Source organism: Sodalis praecaptivus, from assembly GCF_000517425.1.
GTDB lineage: Bacteria > Pseudomonadota > Gammaproteobacteria > Enterobacterales > Enterobacteriaceae > Sodalis_A > Sodalis_A praecaptivus.
In genome coordinates this window covers 3225973-3248281 of the sequence record NZ_CP006569.1, presented here as the reverse complement: position 1 = coordinate 3248281, position 22309 = coordinate 3225973, and the positions used below count along the sequence as shown (strand labels likewise).

Sequence of the window (22309 nt, the reverse complement as noted above, 5' to 3'; positions counted from 1 at the left end):
CTCAGGCGGGTCGGCGGCGATCAAACACCAGCGCGGTCAATCCGGCCAGCAGCGTAACAATCCATAGCGGCCAGGAGCCGGCACGGGCGTAGGGGGTCAGCCCCCGCGTCGGGGTGACGTGGACGTTGAGCACATCACGGGTGAATTGCGGCAATTGCGCCAGCGGCGTCCCGTCGGCGTTGATAACCGCGGTGATGCCGTTATTGGTGCTGCGCAGCAGCGGCCGCCCCAGCTCCAGCGAGCGCATGCGCGCCATTTGGAAATGCTGCCACGGGCCGATAGAATGGCCAAACCAGGCGTCGTTGGACACGGTCAGCAGGAAGTCGGTATCGGGACGGAAATTATCCCGCACTTGGCCGCCCAGGATAATCTCGTAGCAGACGGTGGCGGTAAGTTTCATGCCGGCCACCTGCAGCTGCGGCTGCAAATACTCTCCCTGGCTGAGGGAGGACATCGGCAGATTGAACAGCGGCGCCAGCGGCCGCAGGAGACGCTCAAACGGCACGGTTTCGCCGAAGGGCACCAGATGATGCTTGTTGTAGCGATCCTTCGAGGGATAACGGTAAGGCGTGTCTTCGCCCAACACCACGATGCTATTGTAATAATCATAGCCGTGCGGCGTAGGCCGTGCGTCGATGATGCCGGTGATTAAACGGGTATGCCCCTGCCGCAATTGTTCATCGAGCCGGGTCAGGAACGCGTTCTGGGCAATCTCGTCGTCGGGGATGGCCGACTCCGGCCAAATGACCATCTGCGCCTTGCCGAGGGCCGGCAGGGTACGCTGCAGGTAGATATCCAGCGTCGGGCCGACCTGACTGGCCTCCCATTTCATCGACTGGGCAATATTGCCCTGCACCAGCGCCACGTCAATGGCCCGCGCCGGCTGAGGCTGGTACCACTGTAACGAGCGCAGCGGCCAGGGCAGCAGCAGCAGCGCCAGCGCGCCCAGCGCCGGCAGCCATCGCCGCCGCGCCAGCGCCAAGACCGCCAGGCCGCTTATCATCATTAGCATGAAGGTGATAGCCTGTACGCCCAACAGCGGCGCGATCCCTTTCAACGGTCCATCGATTTGACTGTAGCCAAATTCCAGCCAGGGGAAACCGCTCAATACCCAGCCGCGCAGAAATTCGGTGACCGACCACAGCACCGGCGCGCCGAGCGCCAGCCGCCACAGGCTGGTACGCGGCCACAGCCGTGCCAGCAGAGCGGCAAACAGCATGGGATAGAGCGCCAGATAGGCGGCCAGCACCACCACCAGCGCCACGTTTACCGGGCCAGGCAGACCGCCGAATTGCGCGATGCTGACGTAGACCCAGTTAACGCCGGTGCCGAACAGGCCAAAGCCCCAGACAAAGCCCAGCCAGCCGGCCTGGCGGCCGCTGCGGTTGAGCGTGACCGCCAGCAGGCCGCCGAGCGAGAGAATGGCCGCGGGCCAGAAATCGTACGGGGAAAATGCCAGGGTGCCGCAGGCGCCGGTAACGAGCGCCAGCAGCGCGCGGAGCCGCTGACGTGCAAACAGTGGGGGGATGGCCATTGGGAATTTAATCTTCCATGGTGGGTTGCGGTGAATTCTCGGGTATTTTGACATGCACCTGAATAATGCGCCGGCTGTCGGCCATCGCCACTTTGAAATTGTAGCCATCGATGTCAATGGCCTCGCCGCGCGCCGGCAAATGACCAAAGGCCTGCATCACCAAGCCGCCGATGGTATCCACTTCCTCGTCGCTGAAGTGCGTATTGAAGACGTCGTTAAAATCCTCAATGGGGGTTAACGCGCGGATGGTGAAGGTGTGGCGATTCAGTTGGCGAATATCCCGATCCTCTTCATCGTCGTATTCATCCTCGATTTCGCCGACGATAAGCTCCAGGATATCCTCGATGGTCACCAGACCGGACACGCCGCCGAATTCATCTATGACGATGGCCATGTGATAGCGCTGGGAGCGGAACTCCTTGAGCATGCGGTCTACCCGCTTGCTTTCCGGCACCACGACCGCCGGCCGCAAGATCTTCTCGATGCTGAAGGGTTCGTCGTGGCTGAGCATGAACGGCAGCAAATCCTTGGCCAGCAGGATCCCTTCCACATGATCTTTATCTTCGCTGATGACCGGAAAGCGGGAATGGGCCGATTCGACGATAACGTCAAGGCACTCCTGAAGGGATTGGTTTTTCATCAGCGTGATGATCTGCGAGCGGGGGATCATGATATCCCGCACCCGCTGTTCGGCGATATCCATGACGCCTTCCAGCATATCGCGGGTATCGGGGTCGATAAGTTCGTTCTGTTCGGAATCCCTGATAAGTTCCAAAAGATCGTCACGGTTTTTCGGTTCACCGTGAAACAGCTGATTTAGCATCAGGGTAAAAAAGCCCTTTTTGGGACTGGGGCTGTCGTTGCTCTGCGAATGGTCGTCGCTCATAGCGTTAAGTTAGTTTCACTCTCTAATAATTAAAGGGAACGGGAGATTACGCGTCTTTTTCCGCAAGATAGGGATCCGGGTAACCGAGCTTTTGCATAATCTCCGTTTCCAGCGATTCCATCTCCAGGGCTTCCTCATCCAGGATATGATCATACCCTAACAGATGCAGCGAACCGTGAACAACCATATGCGCCCAATGCGCCTCTAACGCTTTCTCCTGCTGCTGCGCTTCGCGTTCCACCACCTGGCGGCAGATAACCAAATCCCCCAGCAGGGGCAGTTCCACTTCCGGCGGGGCTTCAAAGGGAAAGGAGAGCACGTTGGTGGGCCTGTCTTTGCCGCGGTAGGTGAGGTTGAGTTCATGGCTTTCCGCTTCGTCCACCAGGCGCACGGTGACTTCCGCGCAGTCGCGAAACAGCGGCAACACGCCCTGCAACCAGCGCAGGAAATCCGCTTCGGCGGGCAGATCGCGCGCGTCGTCGCAGGCCAGTTGCAGGTCCAGTATCACCTCGCTCATGCGTTATGCTCCCCGGCGGACGGTGAACCTGAACCGCCCTGGGCTGCGCCGTTACTCTGGCCTAAGGACTCGCGTTTGCGCTCGGCAGCCAGCTGGTCTTTGCGTTTCTGGTCAGCGCTTTCCCAGGCTTCATAGGCATTGACGATACGCGCCACCACCGGGTGGCGCACCACGTCTTCGCTGTGGAAGAAATTGAAGCTGATTTCCTCGACTTCCGCCAGCACTTCCACCGCGTGACGCAGCCCTGATTTCTGGTTGCGCGGTAAGTCTATCTGCGTGACGTCGCCGGTTATCACCGCTTTGGAATTGAAACCGATGCGGGTCAGGAACATCTTCATCTGTTCAATGGTGGTGTTCTGGCTCTCGTCAAGAATAATGAAGGCGTCGTTCAGCGTACGCCCGCGCATGTAGGCCAGCGGCGCGACCTCGATGACATTGCGCTCAATCAGTTTTTCCACCCGCTCGAAACCCAGCATCTCAAACAGCGCGTCGTAAAGCGGGCGCAGATAAGGGTCGACTTTTTGACTGAGATCGCCGGGCAGGAAACCCAGCTTCTCACCGGCTTCCACCGCCGGACGGGTCAGGAGAATACGGCGGATCTCTTGCCGCTCCAGCGCATCTACCGCCGCCGCCACCGCCAGATAGGTTTTACCGGTCCCGGCCGGGCCGACGCCGAAAGTAATGTCATGATCGAGAATGTGGGCGATATATTGCGCCTGGTTCGGCGTACGCGGTTTAATGATGCCGCGTTTAGTTTGTATATTCACCGCGCGGCCATAATCGGGCACGCTATCCGCCGTTTGTTCCAATACCCGGCTCTGTTTGATGGCCAGATGGATTTGTTCCGGCTCAATATCGGCAATGATGCCCCGTAGCGGCGCCGTGTCGACGTACAGCGAGGTGAGAATGGACGCGGCGGCGTCGACGCACAGCGGCTTGCCCACCAGCTTAAAAATATTGTCACGCCGATTGATCTCAATGCCCAACCGGCGCTCAAGTTGCTTGATGTTGTCATCAAACGGCCCACAGAGGCTCAATAGACGGTTGTTGTCTGCGGGTTCCAGCATGATTTCTTTGGTTTCGACGTTCAAATCTTTCCTCTCGGCACAAAAGCCATTACAGGGTGAACCACAGGCCGGGAGCCGGCGGGCCGGCACCGGGGCACATGGCTAATAAATGAAGCATCCCCGCCCATGCGTCAAGGGCAAAGACCATTATATGTATATTGGGGCACAATTAGTGCAATGCAACCAGGGCAACGGCGAGGCGCCAGAGCGGCGAGCCGCCCCGGCGTGATGGCGGGCAGGGGGCTCACGGCTGGTAAATGCCCACGCCCAGTTCGTTCTCTTTACGGGTGCGGGCAATGACCGACGCCGGGCTTTCATGGCTGCGCAATGCCATTTGATCTTCGGTGCGCAACAGCACGCCGCGCAGCGAATTGGGATAGACATCCACAATTTCCACATCGACGAATTTGCCTATCATGGACGGCGCGCCCTCAAAATTGACGACCCGATTGTTCTCGGTGCGTCCCGACAGTTCCATCACATTTTTGCGCGATGTGCCTTCCACGAGGATACGCTGCACCGTGCCCTGCATGCGGCGGCTGAACTGCATGGCTTGTTGCGTGATGCGTTCCTGCAAAATATGCAGCCGCTGCTTCTTCTCTTCTTCGCTGACGTCGTCCACCATATCGGCGGCGGGCGTACCGGGACGGGCGGAGTAGATAAAGCTGAAGCTCATGTCGAAATTCACGTCGGCGATAAGCTTCATCGTTTGCTCAAAATCGTGCTGGGTTTCGCCCGGGAAGCCGATGATGAAGTCCGAGCTTATCTGGATATCCGGGCGCGCCTGGCGCAGCCGGCGGATGATTGATTTATATTCCAGCGCGGTATGGGCGCGTTTCATCATGGTCAGAATGCGATCGGAGCCGCTTTGCACCGGCAGATGCACGAAGCTGACCAGCTCCGGGGTATCGCGGTAGACATCGATAATATCGTCGGTGAACTCGATGGGATGACTAGTGATATACCGGATACGGTCGATTCCGTCGATGGCCGCCACCAGCCGCAGCAGTTCAGCGAAGGTGCAGATACCGCCGTCATAGCTGGCGCCGCGATAGGCGTTGACGTTTTGCCCCAGCAGGTTGACTTCGCGCACGCCCTGATCCGCCAACTGGGCAATCTCGAACAGAATATCGTCGCACGGACGGCTCACTTCCTCGCCGCGGGTGTAGGGTACGACGCAGAAACTGCAGTATTTGTTGCAGCCTTCCATGATCGAGACAAAGGCGGTCGGCCCTTCCGCGCGCGGCTCCGGCAGCCGGTCAAATTTTTCAATTTCCGGGAAGCTGATATCCACCACCGGGCTGCGGGTGCCGTTGACGTGATTAATCATTTCCGGCAGGCGATGCAGGGTCTGCGGCCCGAAAATGATATCCACATAGTTGGCCCGTTCGCGGATATGGGCGCCTTCCTGAGACGCCACGCAGCCGCCGACGCCGATAATCAAATCCGGCCGGGCTTCCTTCAGCATCCGCCAGCGGCCCAGCTGATGAAACACCTTCTCCTGCGCTTTTTCCCGGATGGAGCAGGTATTGAGCAGCAGGACATCCGCCTCTTCGGGGTTGTCCGTCAACTGGTAGCCGTGGGTGCTGTCCAGTAAGTCGGCCATCTTGGATGAATCGTATTCATTCATCTGACAGCCCCAGGTTTTGATATGGAGTTTTTTGGTCATCAGCTTGCTATTACTCAATGCAGTATTAAAAAGCCCGCAGGCTTGCGCAGGGCGCGTATTGTAATCCTTTGCCGGTGTTGTGACCAGTCTAGCGCGCACGACGCCGCTCTGAAGGGCCAATTTTGCGGTACACTACCGGAATCTGAAAAATAATAGCGTAGGCATTGGCCGAAATGAAGACGAACGAAGCGTGCTATGACGTAGTGGTGGCCGGCGGCGGCATGGTGGGCGGGGCGCTGGCGCTGGCGCTGGCGCAGGCGGAATTTCGGGTGCTGGTTGTCGACCCGGCGCTGCCCACGTCCGTGGCCGACGACGCGCCGCCGGATTTACGGGTGTCGGCCATCAGTTGCGCCTCGGTGGCGCTGCTGCGTCGCATCCAGGCCTGGCAGCGCATCGACGACCGTTTTTGCGTACCGTACCGCCGCCTGGAAACCTGGGAGTGGCCGTCATCGAAGGTGGCGTTCGATGCCGCCTCCCTGAGCCTGCCGGAGCTGGGCTTTATGGTGGAGAACCGCCGGCTGCAGCAGGCGCTGTGGCAGGGATTCGCCGACTGCGGCCCATTGACGCTGCGCTGCCCGGCCTCGCTCGACGCCATGGTCCATGAGGGCGGCCGCTGGCGGCTGACGCTGAGTGACGGCAGTACCGTCACGAGCCGGGTCGTGGTCGGGGCCGACGGCGCGCAATCCTGGGTGCGGCGACAGGCGGGCATCGCGGTCAGCGGCTGGCAGTACCGACAATCCTGCCTGCTGCTCAGCGTGGAAACCGAGGGCGAGCAACAGGATGTGACCTGGCAGGCGTTCCATCCCTCCGGTCCGCGGGCGTTCTTACCGCTCTACGGCCGGTGGGCGTCGCTGGTATGGTATGACGGCGCGGCGCGTATCCGCCAACTGGAAAAACTCTCGCTGCCGGCGCTGGCGCGGGAAGTGCAGGCGGCCTTCCCCGCGCGGCTCGGCACGTTCACCCTGCATGGCGCGGCATCGTTTCCCCTGACGCGTCAGCACGCCCGCGACTACGTCAAGCCGGGGCTGGCGCTGGTCGGCGATGCCGCGCATACCATTAATCCGCTGGCGGGGCAGGGGGCCAATCTCGGCTTTCGCGATGCCGAGGCGTTGGCGGAGGTGTTGATCGAGGCTCGCCGTCGTGATGAACCCTGGGATACGCTGGCGGTATTGCAACGTTACCAGCGCCGCCGGCGCGGCGATAACCTGCTGATGCAGGCGGGAATGGATGCGTTCTATACGGCGTTCAGCAACGATCTGCCGCCGCTGATGCTGGCGCGCAACCTCGGCCTGATGCTGGCTGAGCGCGCCGGCGGCATTAAGCAGCGGGTGTTGCGCTACGCGTTGGGTCTGTAAACCCCTGTCAGGAGTGACGCCCGGCAGTGTCGGCCGCCGGCATCGGGGAGCGGCTATCCCGCGCCAGCGCCTGGACGGTATGCCGCGCGGCCGCGACCGTTGTCTTGGGTAAACGACCATGCTCGCCTCACACACTGAAAACCGTTCATCATTCTGCAAAAACGCCATCTGGTGAAAATGCTGTCTGTAAATAACAGCATTGCCACGGGTGTGCGAGCTGGCGACGCCCCCCACGGCATAGCTCAGTTTGAGCGCCTAAATGGCGCCAAAACGAAGGGGATAATGCCTATGACCAATTTGTGGTTTCTCCAGCGATATTGGGTAATGCCGTCAATTAGTTGGCTTTTGTAATAGGCTGCCGCTATTTGAGGTTACCACGAGGTTATAATTTCTGTTCTTTATCCTCGCTGCCGTTCAGATAGATTTATCGACATGGCCTTAATCTACCTCGGCGCGAACGCTTCCGGTGTCAGCGCTGTCGCCGCGTATTCCAGCTTACCTACCGCTATGAAGCGCGAAAGCCGGGAGTGAAAGAGCAGATCGGTGATATGGCCTTTAACGGTGCCGGTGTTCACGCTAACGCCAGAGCGTTGAAAATCGGCATCAATACGGTCATCCGGACTTTTAAAAAAGCTCTCGCTCCGCCGGATAACGTCTCCTCCCGTTGCTCACACCGATGTCGCCCTTATCTGTGAACTTGATGAGCAATCGAGCTTCGTTGGCAGTAAGGCGCTACGGCACTGGCTCTGAAATGATTACAATACCGAAACGGGCGGCGTTCTGGCCTGCATTTAGGCCGCCGAAACGATGAGACCCGCCGTGAATCGCTGGCTTGGTTGACGCCGTTCAACATCGGCATGATGACCAGTGACAACTGGGGCCGCTATGCAAGAGAGGTACCGAAGCAGAAACCTCTGACTGACAAGATCTTCACGCAACGCATAGAGCGCAATAACCTGACGCTCCCTACCCGCAGTAAACGACTGGCGCGTATAACGATTTGCTTTTCGCGCTCCGTCGAGATCCCCGAAAAGGTCATCGGCGCCTTCATCGAAAAACACATGTTCTACTAAGAGAAGTCATTACCGAATCCGTCAACCCAGCGTATGTGGTGAGGATCATCAATGCACTGCGCTGATTGGAAATATCCCAATCCTGGCGCCGGAGAACAAGCCGGCCAAAAAGCTGGGGGCAAACTGATGAGCGACCACGCCTAAAATCATCGTGCCTACATGGCCGCCCAGTTGGCGGCCTCGTCGGAGGCATCAGCACAAATGAGCCATCTGAGCCATTACGAGCTGCTGCTGTTTAAGCTCAAGCAGGCTTTGGACCGGCTAAGGTATTGAATCCCACCACCGCAAGGCACAACTCAAGCGAGAGAGGTTGCCCGTCTATCAGCCGTGGCTAGCGGGCGTGCTGGCAAGTGACGCTGGAGCGAAGGGTGCGGATGCTGGTCAGGCTAGTGGACGTGAGCGACATTAAAGCGGCGTTGGATACCGGCGACTATGCCTTGCGTCACGGCCGGCCAGCTCTGGACGGCCTTGAGCGCGCTACCGCCTGCCTCATCGCGGAACAGCCTACCGCCAGCGCCCAGCACAACCTGAATGGCGGGTGTCTGCTCGATACTGAGCAGCGTCTACGCGCCCGGTCGTTACTGGCCGGGCAGGATATGCCGGACAAGATTAAGGCTTGTTTGCTAAAAGTAGTGGGCAACGCGCTGCGCCAGGAGGGGAAGAAGAGCAAGCCCTGGACGGTTTAGGCCGGCGTTGGCCCAGATGAGGCCAGTGGCGTGAAAATCAACAATAAACAGCTGGAACAGCGACTTGACCCAGCAACTAACCACCATTAACAACAGAATCGCCCCCGGCGAGGGCGGCACGGGGCGCCGAGGCGAGCCAGAGGCTCTGCCAACACGCGCCGTCCACCGCCCCCTTTTTAGGCGTTACCTGAAAAAGGAAGTCTTCGCGCCAGCACAAGCGGAAACTTTGAAGCGTGACGATATCGACGCTGTGGTTATACGGCTGAATGTTCTGATAACGGTGCCGGTGACGCAAAATCAGTTCGATGCATTATGTTCACTGGTTTTCACTATCGGCATTGGGGAGTTTACCGCTTCGACGTTGCTTAACATCATCAATGAGGGTGATGCGACTGGCGCAGCGGCAGAATTTCCCAAATGGTGCTATGCGAGCATCGACAGTAAACACGCGCCGTTACCGGGCCTGATTAAGCGCCGACAGGAAGAGAAAGCGTTGTTTAAGCCAGGAGAGTAAATGAATTGACCCGTACCTGTGATGAGATACGGCACAGGAAGTCTATTAGTGCCGTCGTCTCTAAACAGCGGGTCAGTCAGTGGAGGGTAGAGCGAGCGCTTTACCAAAATAGTCGGTAACATTAATAAGAGTAATAAATAATGGAAGAAAGCAAAAACTTTTTGTCAGAATTTCCTTACAAGTCAGTACCTACCTCTGGGCCTAGTATTAGATCAATATTTAAATCAACCTATGCAGAACTGATTTACACGGAACAATATGTCCCTTCTGAAGGCGATGCTGAACATATATATTGGTCTACATGCAATCCTTACTTTGGGGAAAGAGGCAGTTATGCAGGTATTCAGCATCAAAAAAATAAAATATTAGAGGGGGTTAAATTTGTTTATAATAACATATTCTCTGTGTGGGATATGAAAGAAACCACACCTGGCGAGCCTACAGAAGTAAAGTTAGAATACGGATGCCCTGGATTATATACAAATCGCTTTGGCGGGGAAGGAACAGGCTTACATACGTCACATCCCATGCCCTGGAAAACCAATCAGTGGTATGCAACGGCAGTCAGACGGTGGTATATACAAGGGGAAGATGTTACTCATGCCGGGATGTTTATGTATTCTTATGAAACTAAGAAATGGGTGCATTTTTCATCCGTGATAATTCCAAATAAAGATGTCCTTATAAAGAATCAAACCGTAGTGGGTTTCCTTGAACGTTTTGCGGGTAATGCCCTGGGATACCACGGTATTTATGGACAACATTTTAAAATGCATTCAGATGGTTCTTGGGAAAAACCTTTGTATTATAAAGCAACAGCGGGTGGTTCGCCGAGAACATGGAATGCTGAGTCTGTCAACAGCAACACCAATATCAAGCTTATTGCTGGTGGTGATTTTGAAAATGACAAAGAAGAAAAAGAATTTAGAGTTAATCAGTTCGATGACAGGCCGAAACCAACAAAAGCACCAAAAATAGATGTAATTTCTACTGAGCTGTTATCTGACACCTTGAAAGTGAGCTGGACCATTGATGATGGTTTATCGCCACAATTGTCTTACACCATAGAATTGAGAGAGAAAGAGGTTAACGGCACTCTTATAGTGAAGGAATCAAAAATTATCCCACATCAGAGATTGGCATATATTAAACTCCCACACAAGTTGATACCTGGAAAATACTTTGTAACACTGAAAATTACAAGCATCTTTAATGATGATTCAAATGTAAAAAGTACCTCTTTTGAAGTCAATAATTCAATCTATCCAGTATGGGATAAGAACACCAAATATCAACTTGGCGATAGGGTAAGCTGGGAAAGTAACGAATGGGAAGCAAAATGGTGGAATGTCGGACAAGAGCCCCAAGTTACTACCCCTCCCTCGGCTTCCCCATGGTTAAAGCTGTAACGGCGAAGTGAAATTAGTGAACTATTAATTAGTCATCACTAGCGGGGCAAGACGTTTTATGTTTGCGAAAAGGCTTCTTGCTACCGCAATATTCGCCATCATAGTGGTTCTCGCTATCGTGGTCAGGCTCCAGTACGTGTAAATCACCCACCTGCAGCAGGCCAAGCAGTCAGGGCAGTGACAAGAATTTGTCAAAGCCAAACAGCAGGCCGCCTGGACGCTGGTCACGGTGACACATACTGCGCTCGGCAGCGGATTCACTTCTGCGCTGGAGTTGGCGTTAAAAATCGATGAGCTTGAAATGAGATAACGGATAACGAATTGATAGAGTGAATTCTACCGCTGCCACTCGTTGGGTGCGTGATGGAGAGTACTCACGTCATGATGCATTAGCCTCTGTGCGGTCAGTCCGCACACGCCCGAACCAGCCCCTACCTTATTACCACGACGAAAGCGCGTTACAATCAATGTGCCAACCTCAATCGTGGGCACACCTTCAGCTCACATGAAACTTTTACACGCTCTGTTTGCGTGCCCCAGCAGATTGAGCCCGTCACATCCCCTCCGGATCATACCAGTCAAAACTTGTTACAATTTGATTGACCCACCTAAGAATCATAAGCGTCTATGAGATTTTCAAAAATTGCCGCCTCGAAAAACGGGGCTTGTGGTCAAAGAGGGACATTATAGGGGCGCAATGAAATTAAATTCCTCTAATTTCAATATATTAAATCATAAAAAAACGCTCCCGAAGGAGCGTTCTCTTATTACCGCCTGAGCGGGCTAGATATGGCTGGGGTACCAGGATTCGAACCTGGGGATGCCGGAATCAGAATCCGGTGCCTTACCGCTTGGCGATACCCCAATTTTTTACGTCATGTTCTGGCTGGGGTACCAGGATTCGAACCTGGGATGCCGGAATCAGAATCCGGTGCCTTACCGCTTGGCGATACCCCAAAAATATGGTGGCTACGACGGGAATCGAACCTGTGACCCCAGCATTATGAGTGCTGTGCTCTAACCAGCTGAGCTACGTAGCCGTTTTATTACCGTTTTTAGCAACAGACCTTGAATTCGGCAGATCATGGCTGGGATACCAGGATTCGAACCTGGGGGTGGCGGGATCAAAACCCGCTGCCTTACCGCTTGGCTATATCCCATCTAAGCCGCAATTGCAGCGCTTTTCGCCCGTGAAACTAAGCGAGATGGCTGGGGTACCAGGATTCGAACCTGGGCGTGGCGGGATCAAAACCCGCTGCCTTACCGCTTGGCTATACCCCATTTGCTGCTAACCGAAACAATGGTGCGGGAGGCGAGACTTGAACTCGCACACCTTGCGGCGCCAGAACCTAAATCTGGTGCGTCTACCAATTTCGCCACTCCCGCAAAGTATGGTGGCTACGACGGGATTCGAACCTGTGACCCCAGCATTATGAGTGCTGTGCTCTAACCAGCTGAGCTACGTAGCCAACTTTCCGCATGACCTACATTCGGCGTTGCGGGGCGCATTATGCGGAGTTGACGAACTTCAGTCAACCCCTTTTTTTCGCTAAACCGGCATTGCGCGGGCCGTTTGTCTGGCTTATGAACAACCTGACGATAAAAGCGGCTAACGCAATGATTTTCCCACGCTCCCGGGCGTAAATCGCGGGTCGGCATGGGGGCTATTTAACCGGGGCAACAAGGAGGATTAACGCGGGCGGCAGAGCCCCTGTTCGCGGGGGTGATTACCCGCGAACGAAACTCAGCGCGACACCCGCCTCACCTCATGCAAACGCCAGCGGAAGCCGTGCCTGCCCTACGGCGCTGGGGCTCCGTTCGGCTGCCGACCTGCGTCGAGGGGCAAAGGCCCAGGGGATAGCTGCCCGCGGCCTGTTCGGCAGAACGGCGGGGCGGGCGGCTGCCCGTCAATAGGCCGAAGCGTGTACACCCACCGCGCGACCGGAGGGATCGTCCATTTTCTTGAAGGATTCATCCCATTCTATGGCCTTGGCGGAAGAGCAGGCCACGGACGGACCGCCCGGGACGCATTCTGCGGCGCTCGGCAGCGGGAACAGCGCTTCAAACATCTCCCGGTACAGATAACCTTCTTTGGAGGTGGGGGTGTTGTATGGAAAACGGAAATGCGCATTGGCCAACTGCCGATCGCTGATTTGCTCTGCGGCGATGACTTTCAGGCTATCGATCCAGCTGTAGCCCACGCCGTCGGAGAACTGCTCTTTTTGCCGCCAGGCGACGCTCTCCGGCAGGTAATCGGCGAAGCACTCGCGCAACACGTGTTTTTCAATTTTGCCGTTGCCGCACATCTTATCCTGCGGGTTGATGCGCATGGCCACGTCCAGGAATTGCTTATCCAGGAAGGGAACACGCGCTTCGACGCCCCAGGCGGACATCGCTTTGTTGGCGCGGGCGCAATCATACATATGCAGGGCCTGTAGCTTACGCACCAGCTCTTCGTGGAACTCTTTCGCGTTCGGCGCCTTGTGGAAATAGAGGTAGCCGCCGAAAACTTCATCGGCGCCTTCGCCGGACAGGACCATTTTGATGCCCATCGCTTTGATCTTACGCGACATTAAATACATTGGCGTCGAAGCGCGAATGGTGGTGACATCATAGGTTTCGATGTGGTAAATCACGTCGCGAATCGCGTCCAGCCCTTCTTGCACCGTGAAATGGATTTCATGATGCACCGTGCCCAGCGCTGCCGCCACTTTACTGGCGGCGCTCAGGTCCGGCGAGCCTTCCAGGCCCACGGCGAAGGAGTGCAACTGCGGCCACCAGGCTTCGCTTTTGGCCTGGTCTTCCACCCGGCGGGCAGCGTATTTTTTGGTGATGGCGGAGATAATGGAAGAATCAAGCCCGCCGGACAAGAGTACGCCGTAAGGCACGTCGGACATCAGATGGCTTTTCACCGACTCCTCAAGCGCCGCCTTCAGCGCCGCCTTATCGGTAACGTTGTCCTTCACCCGATCATAGTCGAACCAGTCACGCTGATAGTACTGGCGCATTTCGCCGTCCTGGCTCCAGAGATAGTGGCCGGGAGGAAATTCCTGTAGCGTGCGGCAGACCGGAACCAGCGCTTTCATTTCCGATGCGACGTACAGGTTACCGTGCTCGTCATGACCCATATACAGAGGAATGATGCCCATGTGATCGCGGCCGATCAAATAGGCGTCTTTTTCCGTGTCGTACAGGATAAAAGCGAACATGCCGCGCAGTTCATCCAAAAATTCTGGACCTTTTTCCTGATACAGGGCCAGGATCACCTCACAATCGGAACCGGTTTGAAAAGCGTAGCGATCGCCTAGCTGTTCGCGGATAAGCTGATGGTTATAGATCTCGCCATTGACCGCCAGCACATGGGTGTGCGCCGCGTTATAAAGGGGTTGGGCGCCGGTATTGACGTCGACGATAGACAGACGCTCATGGGCCAGTATCGCTTTATCGCCCGCATAGACACCGGACCAGTCGGGGCCGCGATGACGCATCAAGCGGGAGCATTCCAACGCCTGTTTACGCAGTTCGACCGGATCGGTCTTCAGATCCAGCACCCCAAAAATAGAACACATAGCTTTTCCCTCATGATTAATCCCGGCGGTCGCCGCTTGCGCCGTCACGTTAGCAACGATTTAGCACCAAAACGGCCTAACAATTCAATATCCATGCAGAAATAAACCCTAACAGCCAAATAATATCTAATAAAATGGGCAATAAATTACATAAAAAGCAGCAAAGCGGAATAAAAAGGCGCGTTCATTGCGAATTCGATAATGGGTTTTTTACCGCCGGCGGTCATGAGCCGGGTGCAGCACGTGACCGCCTTGCCGATCCGGCAGGCCAAACGGGCCTCTGAACGAGGGAATAAAGAAAGCATCACGGAGCAAACCGGTCAGGGCCGCGTTCGCCGGGCAGGGGCCTCCCAGCCGGGCAGCGCCGGGAAAGCATAGGAAAAACCGGCTACGGGTTGCTTCGCCGGGCGGTCCTTAAGGTAAGGCGCAGCGGTATTACACTCTTGGCCAAGAGGCGATGTCCGCACCGCGCCACGTGCCGCGCTTGGGTCGATCAGCGGTGCGCGGGCGAATCGTTTTCCAATAGCCGCTGTAACAGCACGCCGTTAAGCATAGCGCGTTTGACCAGGGCAAACGCGCCGATGGCCGAACTGTGGTCCAGCGCCGAGATGACGACCGGTAAATTTTGCCGGAAGGCTTTCAGCACCTGATTGTCGATACAGCGCTGCACGGCCGGTAGCAAAATTTTGTGGGCTTCGGTGATTTCACCCGCCAGCACCACTTTTTGCGGATTGAACAGGTTGATGCTCAGAGCAATGACCTTGCCCAATTGGCGCCCCACTTGTTCGATGACTTCCACCGCCAGCCCGTCGCCGCGGTTGGCGGCCTGGCAAATGGTGTCTATCCGACAGTCGTCCGCCGTCAGTTTGCTGGCATAACCCTGGCTGAGCAACAGACGCACCCGTTGCTCTATCGCGGCATTGGCGGCAATGGTTTCCAGACAGCCAAAATTGCCGCAGTGGCAGCGCTCTCCCAGCGGGTCGACCTGAATATGGCCCATTTCACCGACGTTGCCGTTGCTGCCAAGGAATATCTGGCCATTAATCAAAATCCCCGCGCCGGTACCGCGGTGCAGACGTACTAAAATAGAATCGGCGCAGTCCTGGGTTGCACCAAAATAGTGCTCCGCCAGCGCCAAACTGCGTATGTCGTGGCCTACAAACGCGGTAAGATTGAAGCGCTGTTCTAACTGCTCGACCAGGGGCCAATGGTGAACCTGTATGTGGGGCATGTAGCGGACAATGCCGGAGAAAGGATCGACCAGCCCCGGTAAAATCACCGAGATAGCGATAAGTTCGCGGATTTTACGTTGCGCCTGTTCGAGGAAGTCGGCGATAGCCTCCATGAGCGCCAGCTCCAAGGTCTGCTGTGTCCGCTGCGGAAGCGGGAAGTACGCCTCCATTAGGGCCTTGCCGCTCAGATCATAGAGCATGATCGTCGCATCGTGCCGGCCGAGGCGCACGCCGATGGCCTGGAAGGCGCGGGTCTCGGCCACGATAGAGATCGCCCGCCTGCCGCCGGTGGACGCTTGCTGATCCACTTCGCGAATCAAGCCGCGTTCCAGCAATTGGCGGGTAATCTTGGTGATACTGGCGGGCGCGAGCTGACTCTGTTCGGCTATCTGGATGCGGGAAATGGGCCCCATTTGATCGATGAGACGGTAGACCGCCGCGCTATTCAACTGTTTAACAAGGTCAATATTGCCTATCGGGGTCTGTCCGCCTGGTGTCATCGCTTACTCGCTTATGGTCAAACTTCGTTGCCGTTAACGATAGTTTTACTGATTTTATAATCGCGGGTGAAGGCGGTTAAATTGGCGATTTTGCCCACCGTCAGCGTCCCTAACCTCGCGTCCGCGCCCATTGCCCGTGCCGGGTAAAGGGTGGCCATGCGCAACGCCTCATCCAGCGCGATACCGGCGTATTCGACACTATTGCGCACTGCTTCAATCATGGTAAGCGCCGAGCCGCTGAGGGTACCGTGCTCATCCACGCACAGGCCATCGCGATAGTATATTGTTTTGCCGGCAAAAATGAACCGATCAATATTCTCGGCGCCGGCCGGGGCGGTGGCATCGGTGACCAGCACCAGGCGATCGCCCTTGATGCGTTTGGCGTTGCGTACGTTGGCCCAGTTCACGTGCAGGCCATCGGCGATAATGCCGCAGTAAATTTCGGGGGCGTCGAACAGGGCGCCGATGACCCCCGGTTCGCGTCCGACCAGCGGCGGCATAGCGTTAAACAGATGGGTGGCGAAGCTGACGCCGGCGGCGAAACCCGCCTTGGCCTGATCATAGGTGGCGTTGGAATGGCCGATGGAAACGCGGATACCGGCAGCGCTGATCCGACGGATCACCTGGGGGTCCACCTGCTCGGGGGCCAGGGTCATTTTGCTGATCACATCGCTGTTCGCGCAAAGAAATTCCACCATCTCTTCCGTTGGCGCGCGCATTAATGCCGGATCATGGGTACCTTTCTTGGCCGGGCTGAGGTACGGGCCTTCCAGATGCAGTCCCAGCGCCTGATGTTTATGCTGCGCCAAAAAAGCGCGCATCACTTCCACCGCTCGACGCATAAATTCATCGGTACTGGTAATCAGGGTCGGCAGGAAACTGGTGCAGCCGGAGCGCTGGTTGGCGGCCTGCATCGTTTCCAACGTTTCGACAGACAACGCCGCCAGGCTGTCGTTGAACTGCACGCCGCCGCAGCCGTTTAGCTGCAGATCGATGAAACCGGGCGCCAGCGCGGCACCGGCCAGATCGCGGCGTTCAATGCCGGCAGGCAGGCTGTCGGCGGGGCAAATGGCGTCGATAACGCCGTCCGCGACCACCAGGGCGTGGTGATCGAGAATCTCGCTGCCGGTATAAATGCGGCCATTGGTTAAAGCATACATAGTCAGCTCCGGGGTTAGTCGGCGGTGTTCAGATTGTCTTGTTCCAGTTCACGGAAGTAGTTGACCGTTTTCACCTTTAATTCCTGAGTGGACGGTTCATCGCACACCATCACGGCTTTAGCATGCAACTGTAGGCAGGTAATGGTCCACATATGATTGACGTTCCCCTCTACCGCGGCCTGTAGCGCCTGGGCCTTATTATGCCCTATCACCAGAATCATCACTTCTTCCGCATCCAGCAGCGTACCGACACCCACCGTCAGTGCGTAGCGGGGAACTTGCTCAATGTCGTTATCAAAGAAGCGCGAGTTGGCCCGGCGGGTCTCCTGGGTCAGGGTTTTGATGCGCGTGCGCGACGCCAGGGAAGAACCGGGTTCGTTGAAGGCGATGTGACCGTCATTGCCGACGCCGCCCATGAACAGGTGGATTTTGCCATAGGATTTGATCTTCTCTTCATAACGGCGGCATTCGGCGTCAATATCCGGCGCGTTGCCGTTCAGGAGATTGATGTTTTCCCGTGGAATGTCGATATAATTAAAGAAATTATTATACATGAAGGAATGATAGCTTTCGGGATGTTCGGCGGGCAGACCGACATATTCATCCATGTTGAATGTCACCACATGCTTGAAACTGACCTGGCCCGCTTTATGCATCTCAATCAGGCTTTTATAGGCCTCCAACGGCGTGCTGCCGGTGGGCAGGCCGAGAATAAACGGACGATCGGCGCTGGGATTGAACGCCTTGATACGGTTGACAATGTGACGGGCGGCCCATTGGCCAACGTGAGCGGCGGTATGTAATGGAATCAGTCTCATGTTTTACCTCGTAAAATGTTGCGGGGCAGTGTATGACCGGGGAGTATAACCGCTGGGCGCCGACGCCGATATCCGACGTATCGTCCCTCTCTTCGGGGCAACTGCACATTGATTTTTTGTATTGCAAAATAAGTTTGCGCTAAATAATAGAATAAGTCACAAAATAGAGCGATTCAAGATGAAATTTTAGTAGGAAAACGGCTATTATTTTGCGAAGAGAATTAAATCTTTCGCCGGCGGTGCAAACGCGCTGCCGACGATTGCCACAACAAAGGCGGGGTGCCAGCAGACCTGCCGGTAAAAAAAGTCATGCTAATAGGGGGAAAAGGTGAATATACTCAGTTACTTGCAGAAAATAGGCCGGGCGCTGATGGTCCCGGTGGCGACACTGCCCGCCGCCGCTATCCTGATGGGGGTGGGCTATTGGATCGACCCGGTTGGCTGGGGGGGCAGCAATGCGTTGGCGGCCTTTTTCATTAAATCCGGCTCGGCGATTATTGAAAATATGTCGGTGCTGTTCGCCATCGGCGTTGCCTATGGCATGTCGAAAGACAAAGATGGCGCCGCGGCGCTTACCGGTTTCGTTGGCTTCTTGGTGGTCACCACCTTGTGCGCGCCGGCCTCGGTGTCAATGATACAGAAAATTCCCTTGGATCACGTCCCGGCGGCGTTCGGCAAAATCAATAACCAGTTCGTCGGCATCCTGGTGGGGATCATTTCCGCCGAGCTTTACAACCGTTTCAGCCATGTCGAGCTCACCAAAGCGTTGTCGTTTTTCAGCGGACGCCGCCTGGTGCCGATCCTGGTGTCGTTCGTGATGATCTTCATCGCCTTTATCCTGATGTACATTTGGCCGTTGATCTTCAACGCGCTGGTGGCGTTCGGCGAGCATATCCAACAGTTGGGTTCGGTGGGAGCCGGTATCTACGCCTTCTTTAACCGGCTCTTGATTCCGGTCGGCCTGCACCACGCGCTGAATTCGGTATTCTGGTTCGACGTTGCCGGTATTAACGATATTCCCAAATTCCTCGGCGGCCAGCAGTCCATCGAAGCCGGTACCGGTATTATCGGTATTACCGGCCGCTATCAGGCGGGCTTCTTCCCCATCATGATGTTCGGTCTGCCCGGCGCGGCGCTGGCGATTTACCACTGCGCCCGGCCAGAGAACCGCAGTAAAGTCGCGGGGATTATGCTTGCCGCGGCTTTCGCCTCGTTCTTTACCGGCATCACCGAACCGCTGGAATTCTCCTTTATGTTCGTTGCGCCGGTGCTGTATTTCCTGCACGCGCTGCTGACCGGTTTGTCGGTATTTATTGCCGCCAGTATGCATTGGATTGCCGGATTCGGCTTTAGCGCCGGCCTGGTGGATATGGTGCTCTCAAGCCGCAACCCGCTGGCGGTGCAGTGGTATATGCTTATCCCGCAAGGGCTGGTGTTCTTCGTTGTGTACTATCTGGTGTTTCGTTTCACCATCAAACGCTTCAATTTGCTCACCCCGGGCCGCGAGTTGCAAATGGCCGGCGATGAGGCCGATGGCTACGACGTGAACATTGATGCCGCCGGCGAGGGCAAAGGGGATGAGACGCAAATTCTGGCGCGTCGGTATATCAGCGCCATTGGCGGCTCGGATAATCTGACCGGCATTGATGCCTGTATAACCCGTCTGCGTCTTAGCGTGAAAGATAGCTCGCTGGTCAATGATGCGGTCGCGAAAAATCTTGGCGCTCAGGGTGTGATCCGACTGAATAAAGAAAGTCTGCAAATCATCGTCGGCACCCGCGCGGAAATTATCGCCGGCGCCATGCGTACCGTGCTGGCGAGCGGCCCGGTCAGCGCTGCGCGCGCGGTATCGCCCGCGCCGGTCGCGGCCCCCGCGCCCCGCGTGGAATCGGCCCCCGCCGCGGTGAAGCCGGTGGTGGTATCGCTGATATCGCCGATAACCGGTGAAGTGGTTCCGCTGGACCAGGTGCCGGATGAAGCGTTCGCCAGCCGTGCCGTGGGTGAGGGTATTGCCGTACGCCCCACCGATAAACTGGTGCTATCGCCGGCGAACGGCACGCTGGTAAAAGTATTCAATACGCATCACGCTTTCTGCCTGGAAACCGACGGCGGCGCTGAAGTGGTGGTGCATATCGGTATCGATACCGTGGCCCTTAACGGGCAGGGTTTTACTTGCCTGGTGGAAGAGGGCAGTAAGGTGACACAAGGACAGCCTATTCTGGAGCTGGACCTGGCCTACTTGAACGCTAACGCGCGCTCGATGATAAGCCCGGTGGTCGTGAGCAACATGGAGGAGTTCGGCACCCTGACCGCCACCGCCAATACCACGGTAGTGGCCGGTCAAAGCCGGCTTTTGGACCTCACCGGCAAGTAATCGCGCCCGGTGCGCGGCCACGCGGCGCAACGCCCGCGGCCGCGGCGTTATCCGCAATCATTTGCTCAAGCGCCTGTGCTGCCGTTAGGGGGCCAGGCGTTTTCCGTTCTGTCTTTCCCTCGCCGCGCGCGATGCCTTAACCGCACCCACCGGCCGTGCCGGTAAACCGTAATGGAGAATTTCTCTAACAAACGGTTGTGTCCTGGCGTGGCATGTTGGAACATAAGAGCAATGAATGTCGTGCTGTTGTGTAGAGGAATATCAACATGAGTGAGGCTGAAGCCCGCCCAACTAATTTTATTCGTCAAATTATCGACGAAGATCTGGCTTCGGGGAAGCATACATCGGTGCATACCCGTTTCCCGCCGGAGCCCAATGGCTATTTGCATATCGGCCATGCAAAGTCCATTTGCCTTAATTTCGGCATCGCCCAGGATTATCAGGGCCAATGCAACTTGCGTTTCGACGATACCAATCCCGTGAAAGAGGATAGGGAATATGTCGATTCCATTAAGTACGACGTGCAGTGGTTGGGTTTCAACTGGAGCGGTGACATTCACTACTCCTCCGATTATTTCGACCAGCTGCATGACTATGCGTTGGAGCTTATCGACAAAGGGCTGGCCTACGTCGACCAACTGTCGCCGGACGAAATTCGTGAACATCGCGGCACGCTGACGCGCCCGGGTAAAGATAGCCCCTATCGGGATCGTAGCGTGGAAGAAAACCGCGCGCTCTTCGCCAAAATGCGCAACGGCGAATTTGCCGAGGGCAGCGCCTGCCTGCGGGCGAAAATCGATATGGCGTCGCCGTTTATGGTGATGCGCGACCCGGTGCTGTACCGCATTAAATTCGCCGATCACCATCAGACCGGCAACGCGTGGTGCATTTATCCGATGTATGACTTTACCCACTGCATCTCCGATGCGCTGGAAGGGATAACCCATTCGTTATGCACCCTGGAGTTTCAGGATAATCGCCGGCTGTATGACTGGGTGCTGGATAATATCACCCTTGATGTGCATCCCCGGCAGTATGAATTCTCCCGGCTGAATCTCGAATACGCCATCATGTCCAAGCGTAAGCTGAATCTACTGGTGACGGAAAAAATTGTCGAGGGCTGGGACGATCCGCGTATGCCGACCATTTCCGGCCTGCGCCGCCGCGGCTATACGGCGGCTTCGATTCGCGAATTCTGCCGCCGCATCGGCGTGACGAAGCAGGACAATAATGTGGAGATGGCCGCGCTGGAAGCCTGTATTCGCGAAGATTTGAACGAGCGCGCGCCGCGCGCCATGGCGGTGATCGACCCCGTACGGGTGGTCATCGAAAGCCTGCCGGCGGGGCATGAACAGGATATCACGATGCCAAACCATCCCAATAAACCGGAGATGGGGACCCGCCAGGTTGCGTTCAGCCGCGAAATCTATATTGATCGCGCCGACTTTCGTGAAGAAGCCAATAAGCAATACAAGCGTTTAGTGCTGGGTAAGGAAGTCCGTCTGCGCAATGCCTATGTGATTAAGGCTGAGCGCGTGGAAAAAGATGCCCAGGGGCAGATCACCACCATCATCTGCCGCCACGATGCCGATACGCTCAGTAAAGATCCCGCCGACGGGCGCAAGGTGAAAGGCGTGATCCACTGGGTATCGGCCACCCGCGGCGTCGCAGCGGAGTTTCGTCTGTATGACCGGTTGTTTAGCGAGGCCAATCCGGCGGCGGCGGAAGATTTTCTCTCTACGCTGAACCCGGATTCGCTGGTTATCCGGCAGGGCTTTGTCGAAGCCGGCGTACCGGCAGCCAATGCGGATGAACCTTTCCAGTTTGAGCGCGAAGGCTATTTTTGCGCCGACAGCCGCTACTCCAGCCCCTCCCATCCGGTGTTCAACCGCACCGTGGGGCTGCGCGACACCTGGGCCGCGAAAGCCGGGATGTGATCTTGCCCC

At 56.4% G+C, this 22309-nt stretch carries 16 protein-coding genes, 7 tRNA genes and 1 pseudogene; 8 read left to right on the top strand and 16 right to left on the bottom strand.

Annotated features, from left to right (window positions below; all coding sequences use genetic code 11):
- Position 1: 1 nt before the first annotated feature.
- From lnt to miaB, 5 genes are all read right to left on the bottom strand, one after another.
- The gene (lnt, locus tag SANT_RS14350) at positions 2–1534 is read right to left on the bottom strand and encodes an apolipoprotein N-acyltransferase (RefSeq protein ID WP_025422970.1); all 1533 of its coding nucleotides are present in this window, start codon (positions 1532–1534) and stop codon (positions 2–4) included.
- A 7-nt stretch (positions 1535–1541) separates the two neighbouring features.
- Positions 1542–2420, bottom strand: a complete 879-nt coding sequence (gene corC, locus SANT_RS14345; protein ID WP_025422969.1) for a CNNM family magnesium/cobalt transport protein CorC — start codon at positions 2418–2420, stop codon at positions 1542–1544.
- 46 nt (positions 2421–2466) lie between these two features.
- On the bottom strand, positions 2467–2937 hold the full coding sequence (ybeY, locus tag SANT_RS14340) for an rRNA maturation RNase YbeY (RefSeq protein WP_025422968.1): 471 nt from the start codon (positions 2935–2937) through the stop codon (positions 2467–2469).
- Positions 2934–4028 (bottom strand): PhoH family protein, encoded by a 1095-nt coding sequence (locus SANT_RS14335; protein ID WP_025422967.1) that lies wholly within the window; start codon positions 4026–4028, stop codon positions 2934–2936. Before SANT_RS14335 ends, ybeY begins: the two co-directional genes overlap by 4 nt.
- A gap of 220 nt (positions 4029–4248) precedes the next feature.
- Positions 4249–5673 carry a tRNA (N6-isopentenyl adenosine(37)-C2)-methylthiotransferase MiaB gene (miaB, locus tag SANT_RS14330; RefSeq protein WP_038668609.1) on the bottom strand — a complete coding sequence of 475 codons (1425 nt, stop codon included), beginning with the start codon at positions 5671–5673 and terminating at the stop codon, positions 4249–4251.
- A 173-nt stretch (positions 5674–5846) separates the two neighbouring features.
- On the opposite strand from miaB, the gene ubiF reads away from it, so the two are divergent.
- The 6 genes and pseudogenes from ubiF to SANT_RS23435 all read left to right on the top strand — a co-directional run bounded on the left by ubiF (position 5847) and on the right by SANT_RS23435 (position 11313).
- Positions 5847–7028 (top strand): 3-demethoxyubiquinol 3-hydroxylase, encoded by a 1182-nt coding sequence (ubiF, locus tag SANT_RS14325; protein ID WP_025422965.1) that lies wholly within the window; start codon positions 5847–5849, stop codon positions 7026–7028.
- A 384-nt stretch (positions 7029–7412) separates the two neighbouring features.
- Positions 7413–8101, top strand: a pseudogene (locus tag SANT_RS23855) (IS1 family transposase).
- Positions 8102–8496: 395 nt separating this feature from the next.
- Positions 8497–8787 carry a hypothetical protein gene (locus tag SANT_RS23850; protein ID WP_158500161.1) on the top strand — a complete coding sequence of 97 codons (291 nt, stop codon included), beginning with the start codon at positions 8497–8499 and terminating at the stop codon, positions 8785–8787.
- Positions 8788–8851: 64 nt separating this feature from the next.
- Positions 8852–9301, top strand: coding sequence for a lysozyme (locus SANT_RS14310; protein WP_025422963.1), 450 nt, complete (start codon positions 8852–8854; stop codon positions 9299–9301).
- 140 nt (positions 9302–9441) lie between these two features.
- Complete coding sequence (locus tag SANT_RS24505; RefSeq protein WP_158500160.1) at positions 9442–10710, top strand: DUF3472 domain-containing protein; 1269 nt, start codon at positions 9442–9444, stop codon at positions 10708–10710.
- A gap of 396 nt (positions 10711–11106) precedes the next feature.
- The gene (locus tag SANT_RS23435) at positions 11107–11313 is read left to right on the top strand and encodes an ogr/Delta-like zinc finger family protein (protein WP_237234692.1); all 207 of its coding nucleotides are present in this window, start codon (positions 11107–11109) and stop codon (positions 11311–11313) included.
- A gap of 187 nt (positions 11314–11500) precedes the next feature.
- Here SANT_RS23435 and SANT_RS14300 read toward each other — a convergent pair.
- The 11 genes from SANT_RS14300 to nagB all read right to left on the bottom strand — a co-directional run bounded on the left by SANT_RS14300 (position 11501) and on the right by nagB (position 17989).
- A tRNA-Gln gene (locus SANT_RS14300) sits at positions 11501–11575 on the bottom strand.
- Between the two features lie 18 nt (positions 11576–11593).
- Positions 11594–11667, bottom strand: a tRNA-Gln gene (locus SANT_RS14295).
- Positions 11668–11673: 6 nt separating this feature from the next.
- Positions 11674–11750 (bottom strand) — tRNA-Met (locus SANT_RS14290).
- A 45-nt stretch (positions 11751–11795) separates the two neighbouring features.
- Positions 11796–11870, bottom strand: a tRNA-Gln gene (locus SANT_RS14285).
- A gap of 46 nt (positions 11871–11916) precedes the next feature.
- Positions 11917–11991: transfer RNA gene (locus tag SANT_RS14280), tRNA-Gln, on the bottom strand.
- Between the two features lie 20 nt (positions 11992–12011).
- Positions 12012–12096: transfer RNA gene (locus SANT_RS14275), tRNA-Leu, on the bottom strand.
- Between the two features lie 6 nt (positions 12097–12102).
- A tRNA-Met gene (locus SANT_RS14270) sits at positions 12103–12179 on the bottom strand.
- Between the two features lie 438 nt (positions 12180–12617).
- On the bottom strand, positions 12618–14279 hold the full coding sequence (gene asnB, locus SANT_RS14265; protein WP_025422961.1) for an asparagine synthase B: 1662 nt from the start codon (positions 14277–14279) through the stop codon (positions 12618–12620).
- A 493-nt stretch (positions 14280–14772) separates the two neighbouring features.
- Complete coding sequence (gene nagC, locus SANT_RS14260) at positions 14773–16011, bottom strand: DNA-binding transcriptional regulator NagC (protein WP_025422960.1); 1239 nt, start codon at positions 16009–16011, stop codon at positions 14773–14775.
- Between the two features lie 17 nt (positions 16012–16028).
- Positions 16029–17171: an N-acetylglucosamine-6-phosphate deacetylase gene (gene nagA / locus SANT_RS14255; protein ID WP_025422959.1), complete on the bottom strand. Its 1143-nt coding sequence runs from the start codon at positions 17169–17171 to the stop codon at positions 16029–16031.
- Positions 17172–17185: 14 nt separating this feature from the next.
- Positions 17186–17989, bottom strand: a complete 804-nt coding sequence (gene nagB / locus SANT_RS14250) for a glucosamine-6-phosphate deaminase (RefSeq protein WP_025422958.1) — start codon at positions 17987–17989, stop codon at positions 17186–17188.
- Between the two features lie 328 nt (positions 17990–18317).
- On the opposite strand from nagB, the gene nagE reads away from it, so the two are divergent.
- Positions 18318–20363: an N-acetylglucosamine-specific PTS transporter subunit IIBC gene (gene nagE, locus SANT_RS14245; protein ID WP_025422957.1), complete on the top strand. Its 2046-nt coding sequence runs from the start codon at positions 18318–18320 to the stop codon at positions 20361–20363.
- Positions 20364–20629: 266 nt separating this feature from the next.
- Entirely contained in the window at positions 20630–22300 is a 1671-nt protein-coding gene (gene glnS / locus SANT_RS14240) for a glutamine--tRNA ligase (protein WP_025422956.1), read from the top strand.
- The last annotated feature ends 9 nt before the right edge of the window (positions 22301–22309 follow it).